The sequence below is a fragment of the Photobacterium pectinilyticum genome (genome assembly GCF_024357955.1).
Classification (GTDB): domain Bacteria; phylum Pseudomonadota; class Gammaproteobacteria; order Enterobacterales; family Vibrionaceae; genus Photobacterium; species Photobacterium pectinilyticum.
The window spans coordinates 1-23,696 of record NZ_JANEYT010000076.1; the positions used below are offsets into that span (position 1 = coordinate 1).

The following is a 23,696-nucleotide window of genomic DNA, read 5'->3' on the forward strand; positions in this document are numbered from 1 at the left end:
TGAGGCTATCCATAGCGATGTGACTGTCTGAAAGAGTAACCTCAATTAGATCATATTTTTACTTAGATTGGTATAAGCTAGTAATTTCAGCTGTTATACCAATCAGGATAAATACTTGATGACTGAGGCGAACAAAAAACAGTAATGCAGCCATAGAGGATTGTTATGATGGCCTTGAAGCCACCATCAAAGACTTATCCTCGCCGTTTGACGAGGATTGCTGTGTCAGACATTAAAATCAAATAGGTACGGCAAAAAGAGTGATGCTGACCATTTAGAAATACACTCGGAAACCAGCCCTTGCTTCCAGCTCAATATCAAGTTCATCTAAGTACACTGCAGGCGTCAAATCAACATAGAAGCCCATTGGACGTACGCGGAACTCTGCACCGATCCCCGGAGTGATCGCCACATAGTGTTTATTTCTATCTACGTATTGCCCACCCAGGAACAAGTAAAGTGGCGTACCTTGTACGCCGTAGGTTTTATTCACACCAACACCGAACTGATCATCAAGGCTGACATTGATTCTAAAACCGTTGTGCTTCATGTCGACGCCCCAGAATGGGTCGCCCACTGAGAGGCCAATACCAGTATCAGCCTTCGCGGTCATTGATACACACATACCCATAGCTAAAATGACGGACATTATCTTTTTCATGTTGTTTCCACTGCGATAAAAGGCAGGATCTTAAAGCGACGGAAACGATAAAATGTTAAGAAATAAAAGAATTTACTGACATTTTACAGTTCAGGTCAGCTTTTATACTCCAATGAACAGGGACTAATCAAAACAAAAGCAGGTCACTGCTAGCAATTCAGATGCTCGTTCTTTTACCAACCATTCACACAATCAATGACTCAAAAAAAACTACTACTTGTATCTCAAATTTATGGCTGTTCCACACCTACAAAACAATGTAATAAAATTACAAAACAACAACTACGACTCTAATTTGAGCATAATACACACAATTTTCGTGCGTAATTCATACATAAATTCACAGCACAAGTCAGTAACAGTTCAATTATGTGACAATCATCACCAATTATTCATGGTGCCATCAAGGATAAAATGTGACCATTATCACTCATTATTGATAATCATTATCAATAATGGCTAAATGAAAATTTAAAACAGCCTCAACTCGTGACAAGAATCACATCAACCTGAGGCGTGAGCATTTTATTGCGTGATATAGATCACTAAATGAGCGGCAATCATGCTTTTTTGAAATCTTGTGATACATTTTCCTCAACGATTAAACATACTTTTTAGGCCAGCTTGGTCATCCAATACATTACTTGAGGTCAACTTTTATGCTTTCACCAGATGCAAAGATCAAAGTCCAAAGCTTTGGTCGATTCCTCTCAAACATGGTAATGCCAAACATCGGAGCATTTATTGCCTGGGGTTTCATTACTGCTTTGTTCATCCCAACCGGTTGGCTACCAAATGAAACGATCGCCTCCCTCGTTGGTCCAATGATTACTTACTTGCTGCCACTTTTGATTGGTTATACCGGTGGTAAAATGACCGGTGGTGACCGCGGAGCCGTTGTTGGTGCGATCACCACTATGGGTGTCATCGTCGGTACCGATATCCCGATGTTCATGGGCGCGATGATCGTTGGACCTCTGGGTGGTATTGCAATCAAGCGCTTTGACGAAGCCGTACACGGTAAAGTTAAAAGCGGCTTTGAGATGTTGGTAAACAACTTCTCTGCAGGGATCATCGGTATGATCTGTGCGATCATTGCATTCTTTGTGATTGGTCCTGCGGTTAAAGTTCTATCAACAGGCCTTGCGGCGGGCGTAAACTTCCTCGTTTCAGCACACCTTCTACCGTTAACGTCTATCTTTGTTGAACCCGCTAAGATCCTGTTCCTCAACAATGCGATTAACCACGGTATCTTCTCACCTCTTGGCATTCAACAGTCTGAAGAGCTTGGTCGTTCAATCTTCTTCCTAATCGAAGCAAACCCAGGTCCTGGTCTTGGTCTATTACTCGCCTACATGGTATTTGGCAAAGGTAACGCAAAACAATCAGCAGCGGGTGCATCGATTATTCACTTCTTCGGTGGTATCCACGAAATTTACTTCCCATATGTACTGATGAACCCACGCCTGATCTTAGCGGTTATCGCAGGTGGTATGACGGGTGTGTTTATCAACGTTGTTTTCGACTCTGGCCTTATTTCTCCAGCATCACCAGGTTCTATTTTTGCCGTATTACTGATGACACCTAAGTCTTCTTTCCTGGGTGTAATCCTCTCAGTTATTGGCTCTGCTGCTGTGTCCTTCTTTGTTGCCTCTGTGCTGATGAAAACTCAACGCGACACGGGTGAAGAAGATGATCTAGAAAAAGCCTCGGCGGCAATGAAAGGCATGAAGTCTTCTTCGAAAGGCCAAACAACGGGTGCAGCAATCAACCTTGCGGATGTTAAATCAATCTTCGTAGCTTGTGACGCTGGTATGGGTTCTAGTGCGATGGGTGCAAGCTTACTACGTAAAAAAGTGGATGCGGCGGGCCTTGACATCTCCGTTACAAACTTAGCAATTAACAACCTTCCAGCAGACTCGCAACTGGTTATTACCCATAAAGACCTAACAGACCGAGCACGTACCTTTGCAGAGAATGCAATGCATATCTCTTTGAATAACTTCTTAGATGGAGACATATACGACAACCTAGTTTCAGAACTAACTGAAAGCCAAGGCAGTACAACTAAAGCGCCAGTGACAGCAGCGCAAACTGAAGCACCAACGAATAATGATAATAAGCTGACTCTGACAAGCGATGCAGTTTTCCTTGGCCTGAAATCTGATAACAAGCAAGACGCTATCAAGTTCGCAGGTGACCAACTGGTCAAACTGGGTAATGTCGCACCTCAATATGTTGATGGCATGTTTGCCCGTGAAGAGCTGGTTTCAACCTACCTTGGTGAATCTATTGCAGTGCCACACGGTACGATTGAAGCGAAGCAGTTTGTCCAAAAAACAGGCATCGTGTTCTGCCAGTACCCTGAGGGCATCCAGTGGGGCGAGGATGACGATGACATAGCCAAGATGGTTATCGGTATCGCAGCCCAAGGTGATGAACACAACATGGTGCTTATGGCCATCACCAACTCCCTAGATGACGAGGAAGCGGTAGAACGTCTTCAGAACACTAACAACCCAGATGATGTTCTGCGCATCCTGAATGCATAACTGCCGTTCAAGCGAGCTACTGAGTGAGGGAGGCCTGTCCCCTGACGGGCCTCACCTTCAGTCTAAATAGCTCACTGCTTATTTCGCAGTTAAGTCGTTAGCTATATAGATTCAACTTCTAAAAGGTCAAATATTATGAAAGCGTTACATTTTGGTGCAGGTAATATCGGTCGTGGTTTTATTGGTAAGTTATTGGCAGACGCTGGTATAGCTGTTACTTTTGCTGACGTAAATGAAACCGTTGTTTCTGAACTACAAAAACGAAATGAATACACCGTTAAAGTCGTTGGCGAAGAATGTGTTGTTGAAACGGTTAAAAATGTCACTGCGGTAAACTCTGCAACAGATACTGTTGTTGACTGCATTGCCGAATCTGACCTTGTCACTACCGCTGTCGGTCCAACCGTGCTGAAAATCATCTCTAAATCTATTGCTTTGGGTATAGAAAAACGTGCAGCAGCCAACAACACTGCACCGATGAACATTATCGCAGCAGAGAACATGATCCGTGGTACGAGCCAGCTTAAAGAAGCGGTATTAGAGCACCTCTCTGATGAGATGAAGGCGTTTACTGAAGAGCATATCGGCTTTGTTGATTCAGCCGTTGACCGCATCGTACCACCAGCAGCAGAAGGCGAGACTGACCCGCTCGCAGTAACCGTTGAAACCTTCAGTGAATGGATCGTCGATCAAACTCAATTCAAGGGCGAAATCCCCAATATTCCAGGCATGGAATGTACTGATAACCTGATAGCTTTTGTTGAGAGAAAGCTATTTACCCTTAATACTGGCCATCTGATTACTGCCTACCTTGGCGTATTAGCCGGTCATGAAACAATCAAAGACTCAATTGAAGATGATGCTATCTTGGCTGAAGTTAGCGCAGCGATGGAAGAGAGCGGTGCAGTTCTTATCAAGCGATATGGTTTTGACCCTAAAGCGCATGCAGCTTACATCCAGAAGATCCTTGGACGTTTCGCCAACCCATACCTACGAGATGAGGTCGACCGTGTTGGCCGTCAACCAATCCGTAAACTCAGTCCTCAAGATCGCCTGATCAAACCACTTAACGGTACAATTGAATACGGCTTACCAAACCAACACCTGTTAAAAGGTATCGCAGCAGCCTTCCTTTACAAAAATGAAGACGACCCTCAGGCTGTCGAACTGCAAGCTATGTTCACAGAAAAAGGGTTTGCTGAGACATTAGCGCACTATTCAGGGCTGAAGAGTGATGCAGAAGTTGTTAAACTAGCCGAAGACGCTTATTTTTCACTGAAGTAATCACATAACAAAGTGCCACTGATGTGGCACTTTTTTCTTGTAGTAACCTTATGCCAATACACCCAACGAATGAATCTGAATTACTAGAAGCAATTTCTGAAGCAGAAGGTGCTGCAGGGGTCCTACTCGCAGCCTATGACGCTTTGGATGACAGTGTAGATGCACTTTTGCATAATATTTTTCATAAAGACGATTACGCGGTTAAGTTTATCGTCGAGCCTTTACTCACCAATGACGGTCCATTAGGTGAGATTATGGTACGGGCTAAGTTACTACTGGGCTTAGGAGTGATCAGTAAGGAAATTTACGATGACATTGAAATATTTGTCACGCTCAGGGAGTGGGCCAAAGTCCAGGGTGAAGATGTCTCTTTTACCGATGAAAATGTCTTGTTTGAACTAAACCGAGTGAATGCAATTGTTAAAATCATGCCAATTGATTTTGACGCCGACACCATTTCCAGCCTGTCAGGACCGATGCTGAAAATGTTTTTGGGCAGACACAACCAAAAGGTCCAATCAACCATCGTGCTTGCCATTACTGAAATCGTCAATCAGTTGTTCAAAGATAACCCGCTGGCTTCTTAATACTCGAACATCCTGATATAACTTATCCCATAAAAAAAGCCACTTACGTGGCTTTTCCTTTACTTATACCAATCTGGATAAGTCGTTGATCAAGTATTTATGTAAGTTGGTATTACAACACCTTAAATTCCTTTGATGTTCTCGGCCTCAAGCTCAGTGAAATACTTTACCGTTTTCACTTTCAGTTCCTGCTGTGCAGGCTCATCGGCAACAATGATAGCCTGACGATGAAGCTGAAGTGCCGTCACCGTCCACATGTGGTTCACACTACCTTCTACCGCCATCTGTAGTGCCAGTGCTTTGTTATGGCCTAGGCTTAGGATCATCACTTCTTCAGCATCAAGTAGGGTAGCGACACCGATAGTCAAAGCATATTTTGGTACTTGGTTGATATCGCCTTCAAAGAAGCGAGAGTTCGCAATACGGGTATCTTCGGTCAGTGTTTTAATTCGAGTACGAGAAGACAGCGAAGAGGCTGGCTCATTGAATGCAATGTGACCGTCGATGCCAACCCCACCCATGAATAGGTTAATTTTTCCGTAAGACTTAATTTTTTCTTCGTAAGCCGCGCAATGTGCATCAATATCGTCGGCAAGGCCATCTAGCAAGTTTATGTTTTCTTCTTGGATATCAACGTAATTAAAAAAGTTATTGTACATAAATGAGCGGTAAGACTCAGGGTGGTCAGGATTAATCCCAACATACTCGTCCATGTTGAATGTTACTACGTGCTTGAAGCTGACTTCACCGGCGTTGTAAAGCTCGATAAGTGCTTTATACGTTGAAAGCGGTGTACCGCCAGTCGGCAAACCAAGTACAAATGGACGCGCTTCGGTTGGCTTGAAAGCATTGATCTTTTGAGCAATATGGCGCGCAGCCCATTTGCCAACTTGCTCTGCATTTTGTAGTGGAATCAGTCTCATTAGAAGTATCCTGTAAGTATTAACCAGCCCTTAATTTTCATTGTAAAATAAGATCCATGGTAAGGCTAATCTTTTCCAGTCATAAGTAGGGTTATTTATAGTTAAAAGGGTTATAACGATACCCTTTCCCCATACCTTTCCCAACTTATTTTTTTCAGCATTATAAGGGTGACGCGCAATACAGCGGAGGGAGGAGAGAGTGATGAAAAGCTTGTTCCAGTACATGGAAACAAGTCGTAGGCAAAACAGCTTGAGGCCCACCGAAGTGAGCCTTTCGTAAATGAAGAATATCGGCAATATGTCTATATCAATGCATGGCGGCAGCGGGCTGAGACCCACTCCGATACGACAACGGTTGCCAAAATCGAAAGGAAAATCACAGTCACCTGCGGCCAGGCCAACACTGCCATTGACTCTTGCAGCTTGAGGCCAATACCACCCGCACCGACCAAGCCCAGTACGGTAGACTCGCGGATATTAATATCCCAACGGAAGATAGAAGTGCCGATAAAGTTTGGTAATACCTGTGGCATCACTGCATAATCGAGGATCTGGAGCGGTGACGCACCCGTTGCAGTGATCGCCGCCACTTGGGTTTTATTCACTTCTTCGATTGCTTCGTACATTAGCTTGGCAACAAAACCAATCGAACGCAGGGCAATCGCAATAATCCCCGCCAGCAAGCCTGGACCCAATACTGCCACCAGCAACAAAGCCCAAATCAATGAATTAATCGAACGACTTGCGGCAATGATATATAGCGCAACAGGACGGACAAACGCCCTTGATGGTGTGGTATTCCTCGCAGCCAAGAAAGCCACTGGGAAGGCCATAACGACACCTAACAATGTGCCTAGGGTAGCAATATTGAGGGTATCCCACAGTGGTTGCCATAACTGCTCCATATAAGACCAACGTGGCGGCCACATTCGTCCCGTAATATCGGCCACCTGATTAGGCGCATCAACCACAAAGAACCACATAGTGTCCTTGTTCATCACCTGCCAGCAATAGATACAAACCGACACAAACATCAGCCAACCAAACCAACGCCACAAGCTCTCTTTTGCAGAATACTTTTGCCACTGGGCCTGATACGTAGAGTGAGTATTAGACATATCAGCTCCTATTGAATACGGTTACGGATAATGGCTGAAAAATATTCCGCCAGCATCACAAGACCAATGATGATCAACAAAATAGCCGCCGCCGAGCTATACTCGTAGCGATCCATTGCGGTATTCAGCGTCGCGCCAATACCACCAGCGCCGACAATACCGATCACTGCTGACTCGCGGAAGTTAATATCCAAGCGGTACATGCTAAGCCCAATCACCCGTGGCATGACCTGTGGTTGAATCGCGTAATTTACCTGCTGGAACCAGCTAGCACCTGTTGCTTTCATCGCTGTCAGTGCAGCGGGATCAACAGATTCGATTTCTTCGGCAAACAACTTAGCCAAAAATCCGATAGTGGCAAATGTCAGGGTCACGAAACCGGCAAAGGTACCAAAGCCAAATAAAGCAACACACAAGATCGCAATGATGATCTCTTGGAAACTCCGAGCAATGGCAACGAAACTGCGACAAAACAGGTAAACCGGACGTGGAGCCAAATTCTTAGCCGCCCCAAGACCAAACGGGATAGATAACAGCACTCCGGCAACGGTTGACGTTAGTGTCATGGTCAGGCTTTCCACTAGACCAATACTGATGTTGTCCCAGCGACTAACAAAATCCGGCTGCATAAAGGCCATGATAAAGTTCAAGCCCCGCTCGGTTCCTTCGTAGACGCGCATCCAATTGATTTCAACAGAACCAATTGCGACACAAAAATAGAGACCGGCAACGATCCAAATCAGCCAGCGCCAAAACGGTTGCGCAATGAAGGATGGTTTTTTCCAGTGAGTAGGATACGTCTGGGCCATTACGCAGGCTCCGCCATAAGCCCAGTCATTACTGGCATAACCTCTTCCTGACAATCCATTTCCTGGCTATCAGTGGCACTGTTCCAGTCTTCTTCGCCGTAGATACGGGTCAAAGCATCATTACCCAACTCTTCGGGCTTGCCGTCGAAGACTACTTCACCGGCCTTCAGGCCGATAATGCGGTCGACAAACTGCTTGGCAAGGTTCACATCATGGATATTAATGATGGCTGGTAACTGGTGCTCGTTACAGATATCACTGATTAGACGCATAACCTGTCGAGCAGTACGCGGATCCAGTGCCGCGGTCGGCTCATCAATCAGCAGCAACTCTGGCTGCTGGGCAAGGGCGCGAGCAATCCCCACACGCTGGCGTTGGCCACCTGACAGAGCATCGGCACGTTTATCGGCATGCTCCATCAAACCAACACGATCAAGCAACGCATAAGCCGATTGGATATCGTTACCTTGGTATTTACGTAGGAAACTGCGCCAGAAAGGTACATAGCCCAAACGACCGGACAGTACATTTTCCATTACAGTAAGTCGCTCAATCAAGGCGTATTCCTGGAAAATCATCGCAATTTTTCGGCGAGATTGACGCAGTTCACGACTTCCCAGTTTGGTCAAATCCTGCCCTTTGAACAAGACCTCTCCAGACGTAGGCTCAGTTAAGCGGTTTACACAGCGGATCAGTGTTGATTTACCGGCCCCAGAGGGGCCGATAAGTCCAACAACTTCACCAGCTTGAATGTCTAGCGATACATTACTCAGCGCTTTATCTTTTGGTGAGTACTGCATCGTTAGCGAACGAAGTCGAAGTGTTGACATAATGGTTCCTATTAACGGCAAGAGTAAGAGACATCGTTAGCCTCATCAATGGTGCGGATCACCGCCCAGTGCTCTTGGTATGTAATAGGAATAAATTTCGCCTCGCCGTTACGAGTAAACTCTTCTTGTAGCTTGGTACCTTCCCAGTCAAAGCTGAAGAACGCCTCTTTGATCTTCTCTTGCAGCTCTGGATGAAGGTTGTGCGCCAGCCCGTAAGCCGTTGTCGGGAAAGTCTGAGACGTGTAGATGTTTTTGATATCAGATGCTTTAACCACTTCACGATCTAGCATGCGCTGAAGGACTGAGTTCGCTACCGCTGCAGCGTCATAGTCCTTATGAGCAACACCGATAATTGAATTATCGTGGGCGCCAGAAAAAGCCGGATTGAAGTCACGCTCAGGGATCATATCGTACTCTGCTTTCAAAATAGCCGAAGGCGCTTTGAAGCCGGAGTTAGAGGTTTGAGAAGTAAATGCTAGGTTCTTGCCTTTCAGCTCGTCAACACTCTCGATACCAGAGTCAGCATGCGTGATGATTTCCATTTCGTATCCGAAAGAGCCATCTTCACCCGCCATAATTGTAAACGGTACGAAGCCAGAGCAGTTTACGGCCAGCGGTGTAGAACCGGTGTTGAATCCGGCAATGTGCAGGCGGCCAGAGCGCATAGCTTCAATTTGCGCTGCATTATTTTGTACAGGAAAGAAGCGAACGGATTTACCGGTTTTTTCTTCCATGTGCTCTAGGAACTCGCTCCAAACACTGGCGTATACCGATGGGTCTTCAACAGGTGTATAAGCAAAGACTAACGTTGATGGGTTTACCCACTCGGCTTCGTTTTGAGGCAGGTCGGCAGTTAGATTACCAGCACGATCTTCGTAACGAGCGTCCATTGCAAATACAGAAGTTGTCAGTACCAGTGATACCGCTGCAGCGAGTGATTTTTTGAACATATTAATCCCGTGATATATGAGCATGTTTTAAATTCATGCTGAATATAGGGATTGGAAATGACAGAAAATCTTAACTTCGATGATGGAAAAAAGACAAGATGTTTCTTTTTGTTACACGAAGATAAGTTGACAAGATATATCAACATTTCACACAATTACAGGCTGTTCAGTCATTTTACGGCTAACGTTATGGCCGTTTGTACTAGTATCAAATGATCCCAATGCTAATAACTAAGCTCAAATTTCACCGCACCGCTATCGATATCAACAGTACTATCACCCACCATTGCACCACCAGCCTCGACAGAAATACTGAAATCATTCGTCGCATTGAATTTCAATCCAGCACCAAATTCAGTCGGATCTTCAATATTTTTATTTTGGTAAATACTGTAATTATCCCGGCCAGTATTATCGACAGGGCGACTTCCTTGGCCAATAAACTCCAGCGGCTGCTTCGATTGTGATTCTTCGATAAAAATCTCGCCTAACTCACGCTCTATAACCGCATGCGCATTACCCGCAACGATTAGCATGACCAACAATCCATGTCGCCACTGACCCTTCATTAATACCTCACAACTGACTACATCCCACGATGAAAACTCATACCCACCGATCCGCATGATGCTGCAATATGAAGTCAGGTGGGTATATCTATTTTTTAAACTATCATCCGCTGAAAAACAATCCTATTCGAGGGCTGTTGAGATAAGAAATTGATAAATAGCCATCATTAACGCTGGCAACCTATCATACCGGGTAAATCACACCCAAAGACGCAGGTTGTGATGCCCCTGTGACTTCCGGTACATTACTCGGATGGCCATGAATACGTTGACGAGCCAACCAGGCAAAGGCCATCGCTTCCATATAATCAGGATCTATGCCAGCATCACCGGTATTGGCCACAGACCAGGCCGGTAATAGTTCAGCAAGGCGAGACATAAGGAGGGAATTATTCACCCCACCGCCACACACCAACAAACGTGGCTGCTCACCGTGGGCAAAACAGGCCACCTGCTCGGCAATGGTTTGTGCAGTAAACTGCAACAACGTTGCCTGCACGTCCTGCTCGGACACCGTCTCAGCCAAGCCAATTAATTGCTCTTCCAGCCAAGGTAAGTTGTAGTGCTCGCGCCCCGTGCTTTTCGGGTATGAACGGCCAAGATAGGGGTCAGCCATCAACTTCGCAAGCAAAGGCTGACAGACCTTACCTGACGCAGCAAAGACGCCATCTTTGTCATATTTCTGGCCATGATGGAGATACACCCAAGCATCCATCAACATATTACCCGGTCCAGTATCGTAACCAATGACAGGCTGTTCGGGTCTAAGCACCGAAATATTGGCAATACCGCCGATATTCAATACCACCGTGGTCGAGTCTTGTTCGGAAAATAAGCCCTTGTGGAACGCTGGGACTAACGGCGCTCCCTGCCCTCCCAGCGCCATATCTTTGCGGCGAAAGTCGGCGACGGTGGTAATACCGGTTTTAGCTGCTACGATATTGGCATCACCCAGCTGCATGGTGAATGGGTAATCACCATCCGGTTGGTGGTATACCGTCTGCCCATGGCTACCCACAGCCATTACAACGGAAGCCTCTATTTCCGCCTTTTCCAGTAGTTGATTAACTGCACCAGCAAACAGGTGCCCCAATTGGTGATCCAACTGGCCAATTTGCTTTAGATTTGTCGCCTGGCCCATACATACATCAAGCAATGCCGATTTCAACGTATCTGGCATCGGGTAAGCATCGGTTGCCAGCAGTTCAAGTTTTAAAGCTTGATGAGACTCGCTGTCAAATGCCACCAATGCAGTATCTACGCCATCTAGGCTGGTACCTGACATTACACCAATATAGAGCTCACGAGTCATAGCGTTTCCTTTCACAACCGTTGTTAATGCCAATACGCAGCAAAGATAAGTCGATGACTCAGCCTTCCTCTCCTGCCTGGCCTTTTTCATTGCTTGCCGTTTGGATAGGCCGCGTAATATGAGGCGACTGGGTGAGTTGTACCTGCATCGACACCACATTATTGATCATATTGAGCAAGGAAGCCCATTGCACCGTTTTTTCTTTTTCAAACAAGCTATCGAAGTTATCCGGTGTCCACTCAACAAATGGTCGAGGATTCAAGGCTCGTCCCAAAAAACGGATCTCATAGTGCAAATGGGGCCCCGTCGACAACCCCGTATTGCCCGTCCAGCCAATCAATTCACCTTTACGGACAAACTCACCACGCTTCACATTGAATTTGTCCATATGAGAATACGTGGAGGTAAAGCCCATGGTGTGATCGAGTTTGAGAAAGTTACCTGACCCCTTGTTGCTTGGTCGAATCACCTCTATCACACCATCTGCTGGCGCATAGATCTCAGTGCCGGTATTTGCAGCAAAATCCAAGCCCAAATGGCGCTTGCGTTTCCCCGTTACCGGGTGGATCCGAGTACCAAATTGCGATGACATCCTGATCCCCGGCGTCGGATTGCCATTAGGGATCATCCGGAACAAAGTGCCCCTTACTGCCGAGCTAATCGCAGCGCTGTCGACTCGCTCTTCTAGGGTAACCACTTCGCCAGCTTCGTCTGTTTGCAGACCAAGAATGGTTTCTACGTCATCGATACGCAGGGAAAGGGCATCAAGCTCCGCTTTTTTCTCATTAAGCTCTTCAATCAACTCACGGTTACTAGCACTTTCCTCAGACAGGGAAGCGCTTAGCTGCTGCGCCTGAACATTAAGTTGGCTTAGCTGCAGCGTAGAATGAAGGTTATCTTGATAAAGGGTATAAACACCGTATCCACCGCCTGCCGCTGCAGTTAACAGTGCAGCGACCGCAAGGCCGATATAACGTTTCTTAAAGCGGTTAATAAGATAATGAGAGGTGCCACGATGATCGGACACCGAAATACAAATGTTTTCTGACATGATAACAATTCACGACTCGTCGAGATGGTTTTGCAAATCAGCTAGTTGTTCCAGCTCACGATGTAATAGTTCATCAGTGCCAACATTTAATTCGACCAAACGCCGGAGGTGCCCGGCACTTTCTAAATCAATATGGAAGATATGCATACGTAAATAAGCAGCATCATAGTGAACCAGCTGGGTTTCCATCCGCAGCTCAATGTCAGAGTCGTGCAGGAAAAACGATAAAAAATATTTATCGTCAGTATCTTGCGCTAACCAGCTCTCCGGCTTGGTCAGTAAGATCCCCTGCAGGGACAAGTCCAGAACTTCCGCCTGCCATTCACCATTGGCATTCATTAGCGTAGCTGGAGCCTGATATAAAATACGACTAAAGTGACGACGTTCAACCATAATCACTGCATTCTTTGTTGTTTTTTTATTGAACTGATTGTAATGATTCTTCGGTGATTAGACCAGATTTATCCTAAAACACAATTAACTATATTGAGGTTTTATGATCTCAATACTGATAAGGCACCAACCTAAGGTGGTATTTTCAAGCAAGAAATGTTTCATTAGTGAGAAAATAAAAATCGCCATTCTCATCACCGATATTCAGGCGACAATAAAATGACGATATTATTCGCAAGGATGCTTATCCCATTGACGGCAGTGCCCGTCGTTACGACTGCAAGGCTTTAAGACTCTCTAGCGTGATGTCTTGTTGGTAATCAACACCCTCAAAACCAAAGCCATTGAGCTCCATGAAGTCCTGTTTATACCCCTTATAGTCACCCAATTGGGTGAAATTCTCAGCGGTCATCTCGGCCATGATTTCACTGACCTGCTGCTGCACATCAGATGCCAGCTCCCAATCATCCATCCGGATCAAACGCTGCTCATCGGTTAGTACACCTTGCTCAGTCTCTTTTGGGGAATAGAACCGTGCATTGAACAAACGCTGCATCTGTTCAATGCAGCCTTCGTGGGTGCCCTTCTCTTTCATCACCTTGAACAAAGCAAGAATATAAGGCGTAAAAGCAGGTATGAACACACTGGCTTTGGTCACCAAGGCTTTACACACCGCTACATGGGCTTGCCCACCAATTGCTACAAGCTGTGTATTGATCTCTTCGGCAGTGGTATGCATGTGCTCTTTCGCCCGACCTAAGGTGCCCTGGTGATAGATAGGATAAGTCACTTCTGGGCCAATATAAGAATAAGCCACGGTACGACAACCGTGAGCCAGAACCCCCGCGTCAGACAAGCACTGCACCCAACTGGCCCAGTCTTCTCCACCCATCACCTTTACCGTGTCGGCAACTTCGTCATCGGTTGCGGTTTCAACGGTCATTTCCGCTAGGCTATCGGTTTCAAGGTTCAATGTTGGCCCCACCACTGGCTTGCCTGTGGTTTTGATCACCGATCGCCACATATCACCAGTTTCAGGGTTCGGCCGAACCCCGGTTGCCAAGCTATACACCACAAGATCAACCTTACCGCCAAGATCGCTTTTGACCGACTCGATCACTTGCTGGCGAACCTGCTGTGAGAACGCATCACCGACAATATTTGTCGCAACTCTGCCTGCTTTCTCAGCTTCTTGCTTGAAGAAGATATTGTTATACCAGCCCGCACTGCCGACTCCTTGGTCACTAGGGCCACGCTCAAACGACACACCAACGGTATCGGCCTCTGCACCACCAAAAGTATGGGCAATGCGCGATGCCAAGCCAAACCCTGAAGAGGCCCCCAGTACCAGCACTCGCTTCGCACCTCGCTCAATCGGCTTGGCTTGTTTCACATAATCAATTTGCTTACGCACCGCTTGCTGGCAGCCATAAGGATGGGCCGAGCGAGCCACTACGCCTTTGATCACTGGCTCAATAATCATTGTCTACTCCAAAACGAATCACTAAATACCATTACTGGTGTCACCCTATCGGAATTTCGTGATTAGCAATAGCAAGGAAATCAATAAATGTTGGTGCTGAAGTGACTTCAAGGCCGCGTATTAAGTCGAGCATAGCTATTTAACGAAATGCAGCTTTTCATGCTCAAGCAGCCAAACCTTGATGTCCAGCCCACCGGCATAGCCCGTCAACTTGCCAGAACTACCGATCACTCGGTGGCACGGCACAATAATGGGGACGGGATTTTTGCCATTGGCCGCCCCAACGGCACGCACTGCTTTTGGGTTACCGATATCATTAGCAATATCACCATAAGAGCATGTATCCCCGTACCCGATGCCGTTCAACGCCTGCCAAACTGTTTGTTGAAATGCCGTACCTGCCATATCCAGTTCAACGTCAAACTTCTCTCGCTGACCATTGAAGTATTCTGCCAGTTGCAGGCAGCACTGTTCTGTTGTCTCAGAAGGCTGCTGTTGTAGATCTGGATCAGCATCAAACTCAATCGCGGTAATCGCATTGACACTCGCTACTACATTCAGCCAACCGATAGGGGTATTGATCAGTTGGTTACTCATAATGTTTTCCATAAATATAAGGTCAAATAACTTTGCCAAGGCATAGCCAACTCTGATTGGAAAGGCGGCATACCGGGTTTGTCTTGCCGCTGTTCTTGCAGTTTCTGCAGCGCTTTTTTCACCCCCAAATCACCGACAAGAAATATATTGGGATCACTCAAGCCGCGCAGTTTCAGGTAATCCACTGTCCACGGCCCGACTCCAGGCAGAGCCAATAACTCATCCGGTTCCTCTATACCCTGCTCAGCAACATAACGGCCAAATACCCGCAAGGTCTCCCGGCGACGCTCTGGCATACCCAGTTGGCCCAAGTCATAGTCAACAAAAGCGTCAGGTTCAGGGAAGAACAGTCGCTCAGGAAGGTTATCCGGATTCATTAAAATCAGCTTCTCAGTGAGGTTACGCGCTGCTTTTACTGATACCTGCTGGCCCAAGATAGCTCGAATACCTGCCTCAAACGGACTCCAAGTCCCCGGCAGACGGAGGCCCGTTTGGCTCAAGGGTTGCCCCATTGCCGCTTCAATCGCACTATCAATCACCGCTGAATCCGCATCCAAATCCAAACAACGACGAATATTAGCAATCGCTCGTGGTAAGCACTGCAAATCGAACAAGTTTAGTTCAACCCGAAATTGCGCTTTATCCGCCTGATGATAAGCGGTAAACCAGCCCTGCCCGTATTCTTTGCCGAACGTTCGACCATAACTGGTTTCGTCCAGCCACTCCAAGCCTTCAATCAAACGAGAGGCAAAAAATTCTTGCACCGACTCCCAGTCATAAGGCGGACGATACGACAGGGTAACCGTCACAGTCTGAGTTTGGTTTTCCGTATTACGACTCACCTCTGCTTGAGTAAGCTGCTTACGTACTTGCGACGGCGTTAACGAGAAGTGTTTGTGGAAGCAATCATTAAAGCGGCGGATGCTGTTAAAACCGCTTGCCAAGGCAATATCGGTAATGGGCAATTGGCTTTCGTGCAGTAACTTTTTAGCCAGCAAGCATTGTTGGTAAAGGCTATACGCTTTTGGCGACAGACCCATTTCAGCGTTGAATAATTTCCTCAGGTAGCGATCGGTCACACCGAGTCGTTCCGCCAAATGCGCCAAGTCACCATCCACCAATGCCCCTTCATCAATTAAACGCTGCGCCCTTACAAAGGTCGTGCTTTTCCCTTGCCATGCTGGCGAACCCGGTGCACTGTCCGGACGGCAACGCAAGCAAGGGCGGTAGCCCGCCTGAGCGGCAGCCACTGCCGAAGGGTAATACTCAACATTCTTTTCCAATGGGGAGGGAGCCGGGCATATCGAACGGCAATATATACCGGTGGTTTTCACCGCAGTGAAGAACAAACCATCGTAGCGTCTGTCACGCGCCAAACGGGCTTGCTGGCATTGGGCGGGGGTCATCATGGCAGCTTGTCCTTCCGTACGGTGTTGATTGCTGGGCAGCTAACTCTTCTTTTTAGTCTACCCCGCCGGTTGGACAATACTAGCCATTTTCGGAACTGGATAGATAACCTATCTCAGTTTCACCGCCGTGCCGTAAACCAAGATTTCTGATGCGCCCTGCATAATTGCACTCGTGGTAAAACGGACATTCACTATTGCATCGGCACCTAATGCTTCCGCTTCGGCTATCGCGCGCTGAGTCGCCTCCTGCCGGGCTTCGGTCAGCATCTCAGTATAGCCGCGGATTTCACCGCCGAAGATAGTCTTGAAACCCGCCATGATATCGCGGCCAACATGCTTGGACTGCACCACGTTGCCAGTGACAGTACCTAGAACTTCCTTAATTTCGCGGCCGTAAACCTCAGGGGTCGTGACATAGAGCATATTGGTCATCCTTATATTCGGACACTGCTTCATTCGCAGCGGTTTCTTTTTTGACTGTAGGTCATTACAAAGGTTCAGATAGCAAAAAGCCAGCAGGAGTTCTGCTGGCTTCATTATAGGTTCAAGTCACTTGCTTTATTGCATGTTCATTTCAAACACACGGTAACCAGACTTATCTTCGATAATCCCAGTATCATCGGTTGCCTTAAGCAAACCAGACTCAATATGGTCTTCGGCAAATGTAGCGGCGTCTACCAAGCCAGATGTCATAAAGGTCACGGTTTTTCCTTCAGCACCCACAAGTTTAAAATTGTGCATGTTTTCAAACTCTATCACTGGATCATCACAGTCAGCATTATCATTGCATTGTTCAATGGCTTCTTCAGCACGCATATCAAGGTATTCAGCAACAATGTCACGGTTAGTGTCAGCCTCGTCATCATAGATACGGTCTGAGTTACCCACCCCAGGATAAGTACTACTTGCGCGGAAGTTATTGGTTACAACCAGAACATAATCGTCTAGCTCAACCGTTTCACCTTTATAAGTAAAGTTCTTAATACGGTTGTATTGCTCACGAACAATGAAGTTATCGTCTTCATCGGTTTCAAGTGTGCCATTGGCTTTGGTTAAATAACGCGACGGGACAGAGACATCAATCTCGTACTGCAAATCATCCAAATCAAAGCCGCCAAAGAATACATCATAATTATAAGTACGGAATGTTTGATGCAACAGGGCATGATTGTCATCCGTGATTTGCTGGTATTGCTGGGAAGCAACCGACTCCAACCACTCAATAACATCTTTAAACGTCAATTTAAGAACTGAAGGCGTGTTGTTATCAAACACATAAAGATCGGCAACACTCGCACGGGTAAGCGCATCATCAGTAATGTTGGTGTAATCTTTATGACCGCCTCGACCGCCTTTGAAGGGAGCGGATACCGATAGCAATGGAAGATCTTTGTTCTCTTCGCCAAAGACACCTTCATCCTGCCACTCCAAACCTTTTTGGTATTGCGCTTCGTTAACAATTTGCACCGACAGATCAGGGACAATATTCGAGAAGAAGCTATTGATAGGCTCTTCTATCGCACCAATTTCTTCCGCCATAAAGTCTATTGTGCCTTGGTGATCATCTTCTACCAGCCAGTTCACCACTGCATCTTGGGTATACGGTTTCAAGTCACGTACTTCAGCCTTACTCGCTTCAACGGTCCAAGTTGCTCCGTTGACTGACTTAAGGTTTAGATCGATAACACCAATATGGTTCCCCCAGAAACCAGGCATAACAGCAGGCTTACCAAAAATAGTTCCTTCCTCAGGATTTACTCCTGGAATACCGTCATAGGCATCACTTGTTGTTGGGAAGTTCTTATGGTCATGACCAAACATTAAGGCATCAATACCGTCAATTTGTGCCAGTTGCCACACCGCATTTTCCATGAATGGTTCAACGTTGTGCGAGTTAGTCAAACCTGAATGCGGAACTGCAACAATAATATCAGCCCCCGCAGCCTTCATTTTAGGGACATAGTATTCGGCTGATTTAGCGATATCCGCAACCATTGCCTTACACTCAAGGTGGCGTTTATCCCAGTCCATAATTCGTGGCGGAACAAAACCAATAACACCGACTTTTACCGGGTAATGGTTTCCATCATCAGCAATGAATTCACGGTCCAAAATCACATATGGGTTAAAGTATGGCTGGTACTCGTCAAAAAATTCATTGTAGTCTCCGGCATAGTGATCTTCAATATCGAAACTACACTCTTCGGTATTTAATTGAACCTTACCAGAACGAATGGCATTTTCATCAAACTCAAAAACGTTGGCACTTACATAAGGGAACTGAGCATGATCAATGGCAGCATCGAGAAAGTCTAGGCCATAATTGAATTCATGATTACCAACATTGGCAGCATCATATTGCAAATAGTTCATTGCTTTATAAACCGGGTGTGGATATCGCTTCAAGTGATCTACACCTAAGTCAGCAATATAATCTCCCATCGGGCTGCCTTGAATAAGGTCCCCATTATCAAACAATAGTGAATTATCCACTTCATCTCGAGCTTCTTGAATAATGACGGCTGTACGGGCCAGACCATATTCTTGATTGCCTTTTGATGCAAAGTAATCGAATGATCGAACATTCGAGTGCAAATCTGTTGTTTCAATTAATCGCACATTCATTAGAATGCTTTTTTCATCCGTCTTTCCATCTGTTGACGAACTACTGTTACATCCTACTAACCCAGCAACAATAGTAGCCAGAGCTAGATATTTAAAAGGCTGTTTACTCATTAGATATCCATCTATAAATTATTAAAATCGAGAAGGAAACTAATCAGAGTTAATGAACAATTTATGACAATACGCCAGCAACCCGAAGCAGAATATCAACACTAAGCTAGCGCGCAGCCAGAATATACCTAGAGTTAATGGATTACATGAAGGTTATTTTAATTTTAATAAAACTTGCAGCTGATTCCGCTAAATAATCAACAACAGAGACCATTAACCCACTTTTAAAATATCTTTTCCTAGCGAGTTATCGGTCTTAATTAGTTGTTTTTTTTGCAATACAGACAATTAAATCGTCATCTACCACTCAACATCATCAAGGTAAGTTAGGAAACGCTGCCACGATTTAAAATCGGCATCCTGACGGTAGTTATCTGAGCCATAGACAGTGAAAGCATGTGGTGCACCGCTGTACACAATCATTTCATTGCTCACGCCGTCTTTTTCCAATTCACCTGATAACACCGCAAAGTCGGACATCGAGATCGCGGCATCCGCAGCCCCATGAAGGACTAAAATATTACCTTTTGCTTTTGAATAATCCTGACCTTCCGGAGTCTTCAACCCACCATGGAAGGTGGCAAAACCTTTCATGTCGGAGCCAGAACGAGCCAACTCAAGTACAGCCGCGCCGCCAAAGCAATAACCCAGCGCTACTGACTTATCGGTATTGGCCCCCAGCGAGTCCGCCATTTGTAGCGCGCCATTCATCAAATCACGCATTTTCTGTCGGTCTTTGTAGAGCTCTCCGGTATGCTGACGCTTATCTTTCACTTCGGTCGGCCTGATCCCAGCACCAAACAAATCAGCAGCAAACACCGCATAGCCTTGTTCTGCCAGCATCTGAGCTCGCTTGACTTCATAGTCAGTCAAACCATCCCAGTCGTGAATAAGCAACACTAATGGCGCCTCCTCAGATGGCGATATATAGTATCCCTCATAGGCCTCATCATTAACCTTGTACTCTATCGCCCGACCTTCAGTTGCATTTGCCCCTAGAGACATCACTGCCAGCAACACTCCTAACGTCATACGTTTATTCATCACACTCATCCTTATTGACTGCGCTATTACTTAGTTTCCAGAGATAAGTGTAGGCAAGCACTGACGAAAGTGTAGAAATATCCGGACGACAACCCTGTTTCATTATATGAATAAATTTATTAACTTAGTGTTAATATACTTGAGCACATTGACACGGAAGACACCATGACTGCTTTTTCAGAATTTATTAAACACGTTGGCCGCGGAGAAAAGGGCGGTCGCTCGCTCACCCAAGACGAAGCGCGTGAAGCGCTGGATATGTACCTCGACGGCAAAGCCGAGTTATTGCAACTGGCCACCCTGCTGATGCTGCAACGGGTCCGCTGCGAAACGAGCGAAGAAGCCGCTGGGTACATTCAATCTCTACGTGGCCGGATCTCAGCAGACTGGCGTGAGCTCGATGTCGATGTTGACTGGCCATGCTTTGCCGGTAAACGCCGCCAACCACCTTGGCTCTTGCTCGCTGCCAAACTACTCGCGCAAAATGGCATCCGTGTCATGCTAAGCGGTCATATGGTTATTGACGCGATCAAATATCAGGTTGAAAGTGCATGTCCTGCACTGAGTATCCAGCAGGCCGCGACACCGGATGAAGCGAGACGGATCCTTGCCGAAGAGAATATTTGCTATATCCCGCTTTCAAGCTATTGCGAGCCACTCATCGACTTATTGGCATTGCGTAAGTTAGTGGGGCTTAGAACCCCGCTCAACACCGTAGCCCGGGCACTCAACCCAACGGCTGCACCGTATGCGATTCATGGCATTTTCCATCAGGGCTATGAGCAACTCCACGCCGAAGCCGCCCAATTAGTGGGAGACAACAACATGGTCGCCTTCAAAGGCGAAGGTGGTGAGAGTGAGCGCAGTCCACGTACCGCATGCCGTTTATCAGGTGTCACCCAAGGCCAGTTATTTACTGAAGAGTGGCCGACTTACTTGGAAGGCGCCTCTGGTAAACACGGCGAGATCAGTGGGGAGTTCTTGCAGAAAGTCTGGCTTGGTGAGGCAGAAAACCATTACGGTGAATATGCGGTGATTTCGACCTTAGCAATTGTGCTGAAGATGATCGGCATTTGTAGCGAACAGGAACAAGCGCTATCGATGGCTCGTGAATGGTGGGAAAAGCGGTTGAGTTAAATTCGCTGACAACCGCCACCTCGGCTGGACAACGGCATGGCGTGCTGGACTTATGCCTATTCTTTGAAACGCTTATCGAGCCAAATGCAGCGGTATTATAGGGGCATTCTGAAGTAGCAGCTTATACCAACCTACATAAATATTTGATCAACGACTTATCCAGATTGGTATTACCTACAATAATCAGGGGCAAAACCGCCCCTGATGATCATCAAACCTTACGGCCAACACCTACGCGCTCGCAGTATGGATGTGGAGCTTATCGACTTCTGATGACAGCTCCACCATGCGCTGCTTGATCATATTCATCTCATTGTGAATATCCGCTATTGCCTTCATGGTATTGCCGGCCAGTTCCAGCAAACCATCAATATCGGCATCCACGCTTTTAGCTGTTTGGGATTGCTGACTCGCTGCCGTCGCTATACCAATATTGAACTCGGCAATTTCATTAACGTTACCAATCAGCCCTTCTACCAATAATTTAGCTTCAGAGACCACTTCCTGAGTTTCCATCGTGGCCTCACGACTTTGCTGCATATTAGTGTATGACGCTTTAGCATTCTGGGTAATACCGTCGAGTAGCTGACGAATATCTTCAGTGGATGTTTTACTCCGCTGGGCCAAGGTTCTTACTTCATCTGCGACGACGGCAAACCCCCGGCCTTGCTCACCCGCCCTTGCAGCTTCAATCGCTGCATTCAGTGCCAATAAGTTGGTTTGCTCAGAAATAGCGTTGATCGTATCAAGAATAACGGTCACCCCTTTCATCTGCTGTTCAAGAGTCTCTATGCACTGATACGTCTCATTGACACTATCTAGCAGCCGCGAGGTCGTCTGTTGTGATTGTTCACTTTGGACATAGCTCGAGTCCGCACTTGCACGAGCCAATTCGGTACTGTGTTGCGCATCATTGGTAATACCGGCAACCTGTTCACTGGTTTGTGCCATTTCGGTCATTGCGGTGGCAATACTGTCGCAACGGGTATGAGTTTGCTGACTGTCCGTGCTTGCCAGTGCAATTAACTTCACCATCTCTGCCATCTCTTGCTGGGTTTGGCACGCGACACTATGGGCCTTGTAAAGCGTATCGCTTACGCTATCCGACAATCTATCCAGCTTCTTACCGATCTTCCCAATTTCATCATCGCGACTATCAGCAAGGCGAATGGTTAGATCTTTCGTTGCCGCCATCGTTGATAGTTTGTCTGAAAAAGCAGTGACACGCTGAGCTAACCGTTTGATAGAAAAAATGGTGAACAAAATCAAAGGAAGAATAATGAGTGCAACGAGGCCAGAAAAAAACCACAATTGATTAGCAACACCTTGCTTTTCAGCTTGCACGTTGGCCGTTAATTCAGCAGCCATCTGATCACGTAGGCCTTTGACTGCGGCAATTCGCTCTGTGGCTAACCCAAACCAGTTCGGTGCACTAGGGCCTTCAATAGCAGACAGTGATGCTTTCTGGGCTAAAAACTGCTGTTGAATGCTCATCACTTGCTGCCAAGTATTTGAACGTATGATGGTTTCAAGTTACTGATAATTATTCCCGCCTAGCAGTAAGCGAGCTTGACGGATCGCATAAGCTTCGTCGTTGATATATCCCTGGATTTGCGCATAACGGTCGAGGCTTGATTGCTGACTAGCGAATACTCCATTGAGTGCCCCACGTGCCATTCCTGCCTGCTCTTTGGTGATCAGCAACTGCAGCAAGCCCTGCATCTCTTGCTTGAGCTCAGCATTGCTTATTTGTGCTAACAATATCGAAAGGTTATCCAGTGCCAACCGATTAATATTTGAGTAATAGGCAAACGGGGAGTCAACCAGCTGCAACGTATCGACTTGCTGTCGGATTACTTGGCGCTTATCCAATTGCGAACGAACCGCTCCCAACAGCGGTTCAACGGCTTGGCTATCCAAATACTCGGGGGTGAATGCCAGTAATGACTGATAAGCATTGTCCGCAAGAGTTCTTTGTTTTCTTAAGGCTTGCACCTGAGGGCCCACCCCTTTACTACCGATCACACCCGCAGTTAATCCACGTTCAACCGCAAACTGATGGGCCACCTCATCATAAAGATGAAATAAGGCGACGGTTTCCTGAGCGATATCGGCTTGAGAGCGTTTATACCAAACTGGAAAATTAACTGGTCAGGTTGATCCACTCTCTTGAACACATTTTTGATACCCTTTGAGGACTCGTCAAAAACAGGTTCCAAGCCATACATACCTTGTCAACAATGTCACCGTA

At 46.5% G+C, this 23,696-nt stretch carries 22 protein-coding genes; 4 read left to right on the forward strand and 18 right to left on the reverse strand.

Annotated elements, in window-relative coordinates:
- Positions 1 to 274: 274 nt before the first annotated feature.
- A complete protein-coding gene (locus NHN17_RS21140) occupies positions 275 to 661 on the reverse strand; it encodes a hypothetical protein (RefSeq protein ID WP_255044618.1) in 387 nt (128 codons plus the stop codon).
- Between the two features lie 659 nt (positions 662 to 1,320).
- Here NHN17_RS21140 and NHN17_RS21145 point away from each other — a divergent pair.
- From NHN17_RS21145 to NHN17_RS21155, 3 genes are all read left to right on the forward strand, one after another.
- Positions 1,321 to 3,213, forward strand: a complete 1,893-nt coding sequence (locus tag NHN17_RS21145) for a PTS mannitol transporter subunit IICBA (RefSeq protein WP_255044619.1) — start codon at positions 1,321 to 1,323, stop codon at positions 3,211 to 3,213.
- Positions 3,214 to 3,348: 135 nt separating this feature from the next.
- Entirely contained in the window at positions 3,349 to 4,497 is a 1,149-nt protein-coding gene (locus NHN17_RS21150; RefSeq protein WP_255044620.1) for a mannitol-1-phosphate 5-dehydrogenase, read from the forward strand.
- Positions 4,498 to 4,547: 50 nt separating this feature from the next.
- The gene (locus NHN17_RS21155) at positions 4,548 to 5,084 is read left to right on the forward strand and encodes an MltR family transcriptional regulator (protein WP_255044621.1); all 537 of its coding nucleotides are present in this window, start codon (positions 4,548 to 4,550) and stop codon (positions 5,082 to 5,084) included.
- 122 nt (positions 5,085 to 5,206) lie between these two features.
- Here the strand turns inward: NHN17_RS21155 and nagB are convergent, their stop codons facing one another.
- The 15 genes from nagB to NHN17_RS21230 all read right to left on the reverse strand — a co-directional run bounded on the left by nagB (position 5,207) and on the right by NHN17_RS21230 (position 20,308).
- Positions 5,207 to 6,007 (reverse strand): glucosamine-6-phosphate deaminase, encoded by an 801-nt coding sequence (nagB, locus tag NHN17_RS21160; protein WP_255044622.1) that lies wholly within the window; start codon positions 6,005 to 6,007, stop codon positions 5,207 to 5,209.
- 302 nt (positions 6,008 to 6,309) lie between these two features.
- Positions 6,310 to 7,125 carry a phosphonate ABC transporter, permease protein PhnE gene (gene phnE / locus NHN17_RS21165; protein ID WP_255044623.1) on the reverse strand — a complete coding sequence of 272 codons (816 nt, stop codon included), beginning with the start codon at positions 7,123 to 7,125 and terminating at the stop codon, positions 6,310 to 6,312.
- 8 nt (positions 7,126 to 7,133) lie between these two features.
- Complete coding sequence (gene phnE / locus NHN17_RS21170; RefSeq protein WP_255044638.1) at positions 7,134 to 7,934, reverse strand: phosphonate ABC transporter, permease protein PhnE; 801 nt, start codon at positions 7,932 to 7,934, stop codon at positions 7,134 to 7,136.
- Complete coding sequence (phnC, locus tag NHN17_RS21175; RefSeq protein ID WP_255044624.1) at positions 7,934 to 8,764, reverse strand: phosphonate ABC transporter ATP-binding protein; 831 nt, start codon at positions 8,762 to 8,764, stop codon at positions 7,934 to 7,936. Before phnC ends, phnE (NHN17_RS21170) begins: the two co-directional genes overlap by 1 nt.
- Positions 8,765 to 8,775: 11 nt before the next feature.
- On the reverse strand, positions 8,776 to 9,714 hold the full coding sequence (gene phnD / locus NHN17_RS21180) for a phosphate/phosphite/phosphonate ABC transporter substrate-binding protein (protein ID WP_255044625.1): 939 nt from the start codon (positions 9,712 to 9,714) through the stop codon (positions 8,776 to 8,778).
- Positions 9,715 to 9,938: 224 nt separating this feature from the next.
- Complete coding sequence (locus NHN17_RS21185; RefSeq protein WP_255044626.1) at positions 9,939 to 10,283, reverse strand: hypothetical protein; 345 nt, start codon at positions 10,281 to 10,283, stop codon at positions 9,939 to 9,941.
- Between the two features lie 184 nt (positions 10,284 to 10,467).
- Complete coding sequence (locus NHN17_RS21190; protein ID WP_255044627.1) at positions 10,468 to 11,595, reverse strand: anhydro-N-acetylmuramic acid kinase; 1,128 nt, start codon at positions 11,593 to 11,595, stop codon at positions 10,468 to 10,470.
- Between the two features lie 58 nt (positions 11,596 to 11,653).
- Positions 11,654 to 12,646 (reverse strand): M23 family metallopeptidase, encoded by a 993-nt coding sequence (locus NHN17_RS21195; RefSeq protein WP_255044628.1) that lies wholly within the window; start codon positions 12,644 to 12,646, stop codon positions 11,654 to 11,656.
- 9 nt (positions 12,647 to 12,655) lie between these two features.
- Positions 12,656 to 13,039, reverse strand: a complete 384-nt coding sequence (locus tag NHN17_RS21200; RefSeq protein WP_255044629.1) for a PilZ domain-containing protein — start codon at positions 13,037 to 13,039, stop codon at positions 12,656 to 12,658.
- Positions 13,040 to 13,310: 271 nt separating this feature from the next.
- Complete coding sequence (gene fabV, locus NHN17_RS21205) at positions 13,311 to 14,522, reverse strand: enoyl-ACP reductase FabV (protein ID WP_255044630.1); 1,212 nt, start codon at positions 14,520 to 14,522, stop codon at positions 13,311 to 13,313.
- 135 nt (positions 14,523 to 14,657) lie between these two features.
- Positions 14,658 to 15,119, reverse strand: coding sequence for a methylated-DNA--[protein]-cysteine S-methyltransferase (locus NHN17_RS21210; RefSeq protein ID WP_255044631.1), 462 nt, complete (start codon positions 15,117 to 15,119; stop codon positions 14,658 to 14,660).
- Positions 15,116 to 16,528 carry a DNA-3-methyladenine glycosylase 2 family protein gene (locus tag NHN17_RS21215; RefSeq protein WP_255044633.1) on the reverse strand — a complete coding sequence of 471 codons (1,413 nt, stop codon included), beginning with the start codon at positions 16,526 to 16,528 and terminating at the stop codon, positions 15,116 to 15,118. The genes NHN17_RS21210 and NHN17_RS21215 overlap by 4 nt, the downstream gene beginning before the upstream one ends.
- A gap of 108 nt (positions 16,529 to 16,636) precedes the next feature.
- Entirely contained in the window at positions 16,637 to 16,951 is a 315-nt protein-coding gene (locus tag NHN17_RS21220) for a heavy metal-binding domain-containing protein (protein WP_107299531.1), read from the reverse strand.
- A gap of 135 nt (positions 16,952 to 17,086) precedes the next feature.
- Positions 17,087 to 19,264 carry a bifunctional 2',3'-cyclic-nucleotide 2'-phosphodiesterase/3'-nucleotidase gene (locus NHN17_RS21225; protein ID WP_255044634.1) on the reverse strand — a complete coding sequence of 726 codons (2,178 nt, stop codon included), beginning with the start codon at positions 19,262 to 19,264 and terminating at the stop codon, positions 17,087 to 17,089.
- A gap of 300 nt (positions 19,265 to 19,564) precedes the next feature.
- Positions 19,565 to 20,308 (reverse strand): dienelactone hydrolase family protein, encoded by a 744-nt coding sequence (locus NHN17_RS21230; protein ID WP_255044635.1) that lies wholly within the window; start codon positions 20,306 to 20,308, stop codon positions 19,565 to 19,567.
- Positions 20,309 to 20,455: 147 nt separating this feature from the next.
- On the opposite strand from NHN17_RS21230, the gene NHN17_RS21235 reads away from it, so the two are divergent.
- Entirely contained in the window at positions 20,456 to 21,445 is a 990-nt protein-coding gene (locus NHN17_RS21235; RefSeq protein ID WP_255044639.1) for a glycosyl transferase family protein, read from the forward strand.
- A 231-nt stretch (positions 21,446 to 21,676) separates the two neighbouring features.
- On the opposite strand, the gene NHN17_RS21240 is transcribed toward NHN17_RS21235, so the two are convergent.
- The gene (locus NHN17_RS21240) at positions 21,677 to 22,939 is read right to left on the reverse strand and encodes a methyl-accepting chemotaxis protein (protein WP_255044636.1); all 1,263 of its coding nucleotides are present in this window, start codon (positions 22,937 to 22,939) and stop codon (positions 21,677 to 21,679) included.
- 39 nt (positions 22,940 to 22,978) lie between these two features.
- Positions 22,979 to 23,512, reverse strand: coding sequence for a nitrate- and nitrite sensing domain-containing protein (locus NHN17_RS21245; RefSeq protein ID WP_255044637.1), 534 nt, complete (start codon positions 23,510 to 23,512; stop codon positions 22,979 to 22,981).
- Positions 23,513 to 23,696 lie beyond the last annotated feature (184 nt).

Bases quoted from the DNA above. Each gene is read 5' to 3' on its own strand.
- NHN17_RS21140 (WP_255044618.1), bottom strand. From the start codon at position 661: ATGAAAAAGATAATGTCCGTCATTTTAGCTATGGGTATGTGTGTATCA.
- NHN17_RS21145 (WP_255044619.1), top strand. From the start codon at position 1,321: ATGCTTTCACCAGATGCAAAGATCAAAGTCCAAAGCTTTGGTCGATTC.
- NHN17_RS21150 (WP_255044620.1), top strand. From the start codon at position 3,349: ATGAAAGCGTTACATTTTGGTGCAGGTAATATCGGTCGTGGTTTTATT.
- NHN17_RS21155 (WP_255044621.1), top strand. From the start codon at position 4,548: ATGCCAATACACCCAACGAATGAATCTGAATTACTAGAAGCAATTTCT.
- nagB (WP_255044622.1), bottom strand. From the start codon at position 6,007: ATGAGACTGATTCCACTACAAAATGCAGAGCAAGTTGGCAAATGGGCT.
- phnE (WP_255044623.1), bottom strand. From the start codon at position 7,125: ATGTCTAATACTCACTCTACGTATCAGGCCCAGTGGCAAAAGTATTCT.
- phnE (WP_255044638.1), bottom strand. From the start codon at position 7,934: ATGGCCCAGACGTATCCTACTCACTGGAAAAAACCATCCTTCATTGCG.
- phnC (WP_255044624.1), bottom strand. From the start codon at position 8,764: ATGTCAACACTTCGACTTCGTTCGCTAACGATGCAGTACTCACCAAAA.
- phnD (WP_255044625.1), bottom strand. From the start codon at position 9,714: ATGTTCAAAAAATCACTCGCTGCAGCGGTATCACTGGTACTGACAACT.
- NHN17_RS21185 (WP_255044626.1), bottom strand. From the start codon at position 10,283: ATGAAGGGTCAGTGGCGACATGGATTGTTGGTCATGCTAATCGTTGCG.
- NHN17_RS21190 (WP_255044627.1), bottom strand. From the start codon at position 11,595: ATGACTCGTGAGCTCTATATTGGTGTAATGTCAGGTACCAGCCTAGAT.
- NHN17_RS21195 (WP_255044628.1), bottom strand. From the start codon at position 12,646: ATGTCAGAAAACATTTGTATTTCGGTGTCCGATCATCGTGGCACCTCT.
- NHN17_RS21200 (WP_255044629.1), bottom strand. From the start codon at position 13,039: ATGGTTGAACGTCGTCACTTTAGTCGTATTTTATATCAGGCTCCAGCT.
- fabV (WP_255044630.1), bottom strand. From the start codon at position 14,522: ATGATTATTGAGCCAGTGATCAAAGGCGTAGTGGCTCGCTCGGCCCAT.
- NHN17_RS21210 (WP_255044631.1), bottom strand. From the start codon at position 15,119: ATGAGTAACCAACTGATCAATACCCCTATCGGTTGGCTGAATGTAGTA.
- NHN17_RS21215 (WP_255044633.1), bottom strand. From the start codon at position 16,528: ATGATGACCCCCGCCCAATGCCAGCAAGCCCGTTTGGCGCGTGACAGA.
- NHN17_RS21220 (WP_107299531.1), bottom strand. From the start codon at position 16,951: ATGCTCTATGTCACGACCCCTGAGGTTTACGGCCGCGAAATTAAGGAA.
- NHN17_RS21225 (WP_255044634.1), bottom strand. From the start codon at position 19,264: ATGAGTAAACAGCCTTTTAAATATCTAGCTCTGGCTACTATTGTTGCT.
- NHN17_RS21230 (WP_255044635.1), bottom strand. From the start codon at position 20,308: ATGAATAAACGTATGACGTTAGGAGTGTTGCTGGCAGTGATGTCTCTA.
- NHN17_RS21240 (WP_255044636.1), bottom strand. From the start codon at position 22,939: ATGAGCATTCAACAGCAGTTTTTAGCCCAGAAAGCATCACTGTCTGCT.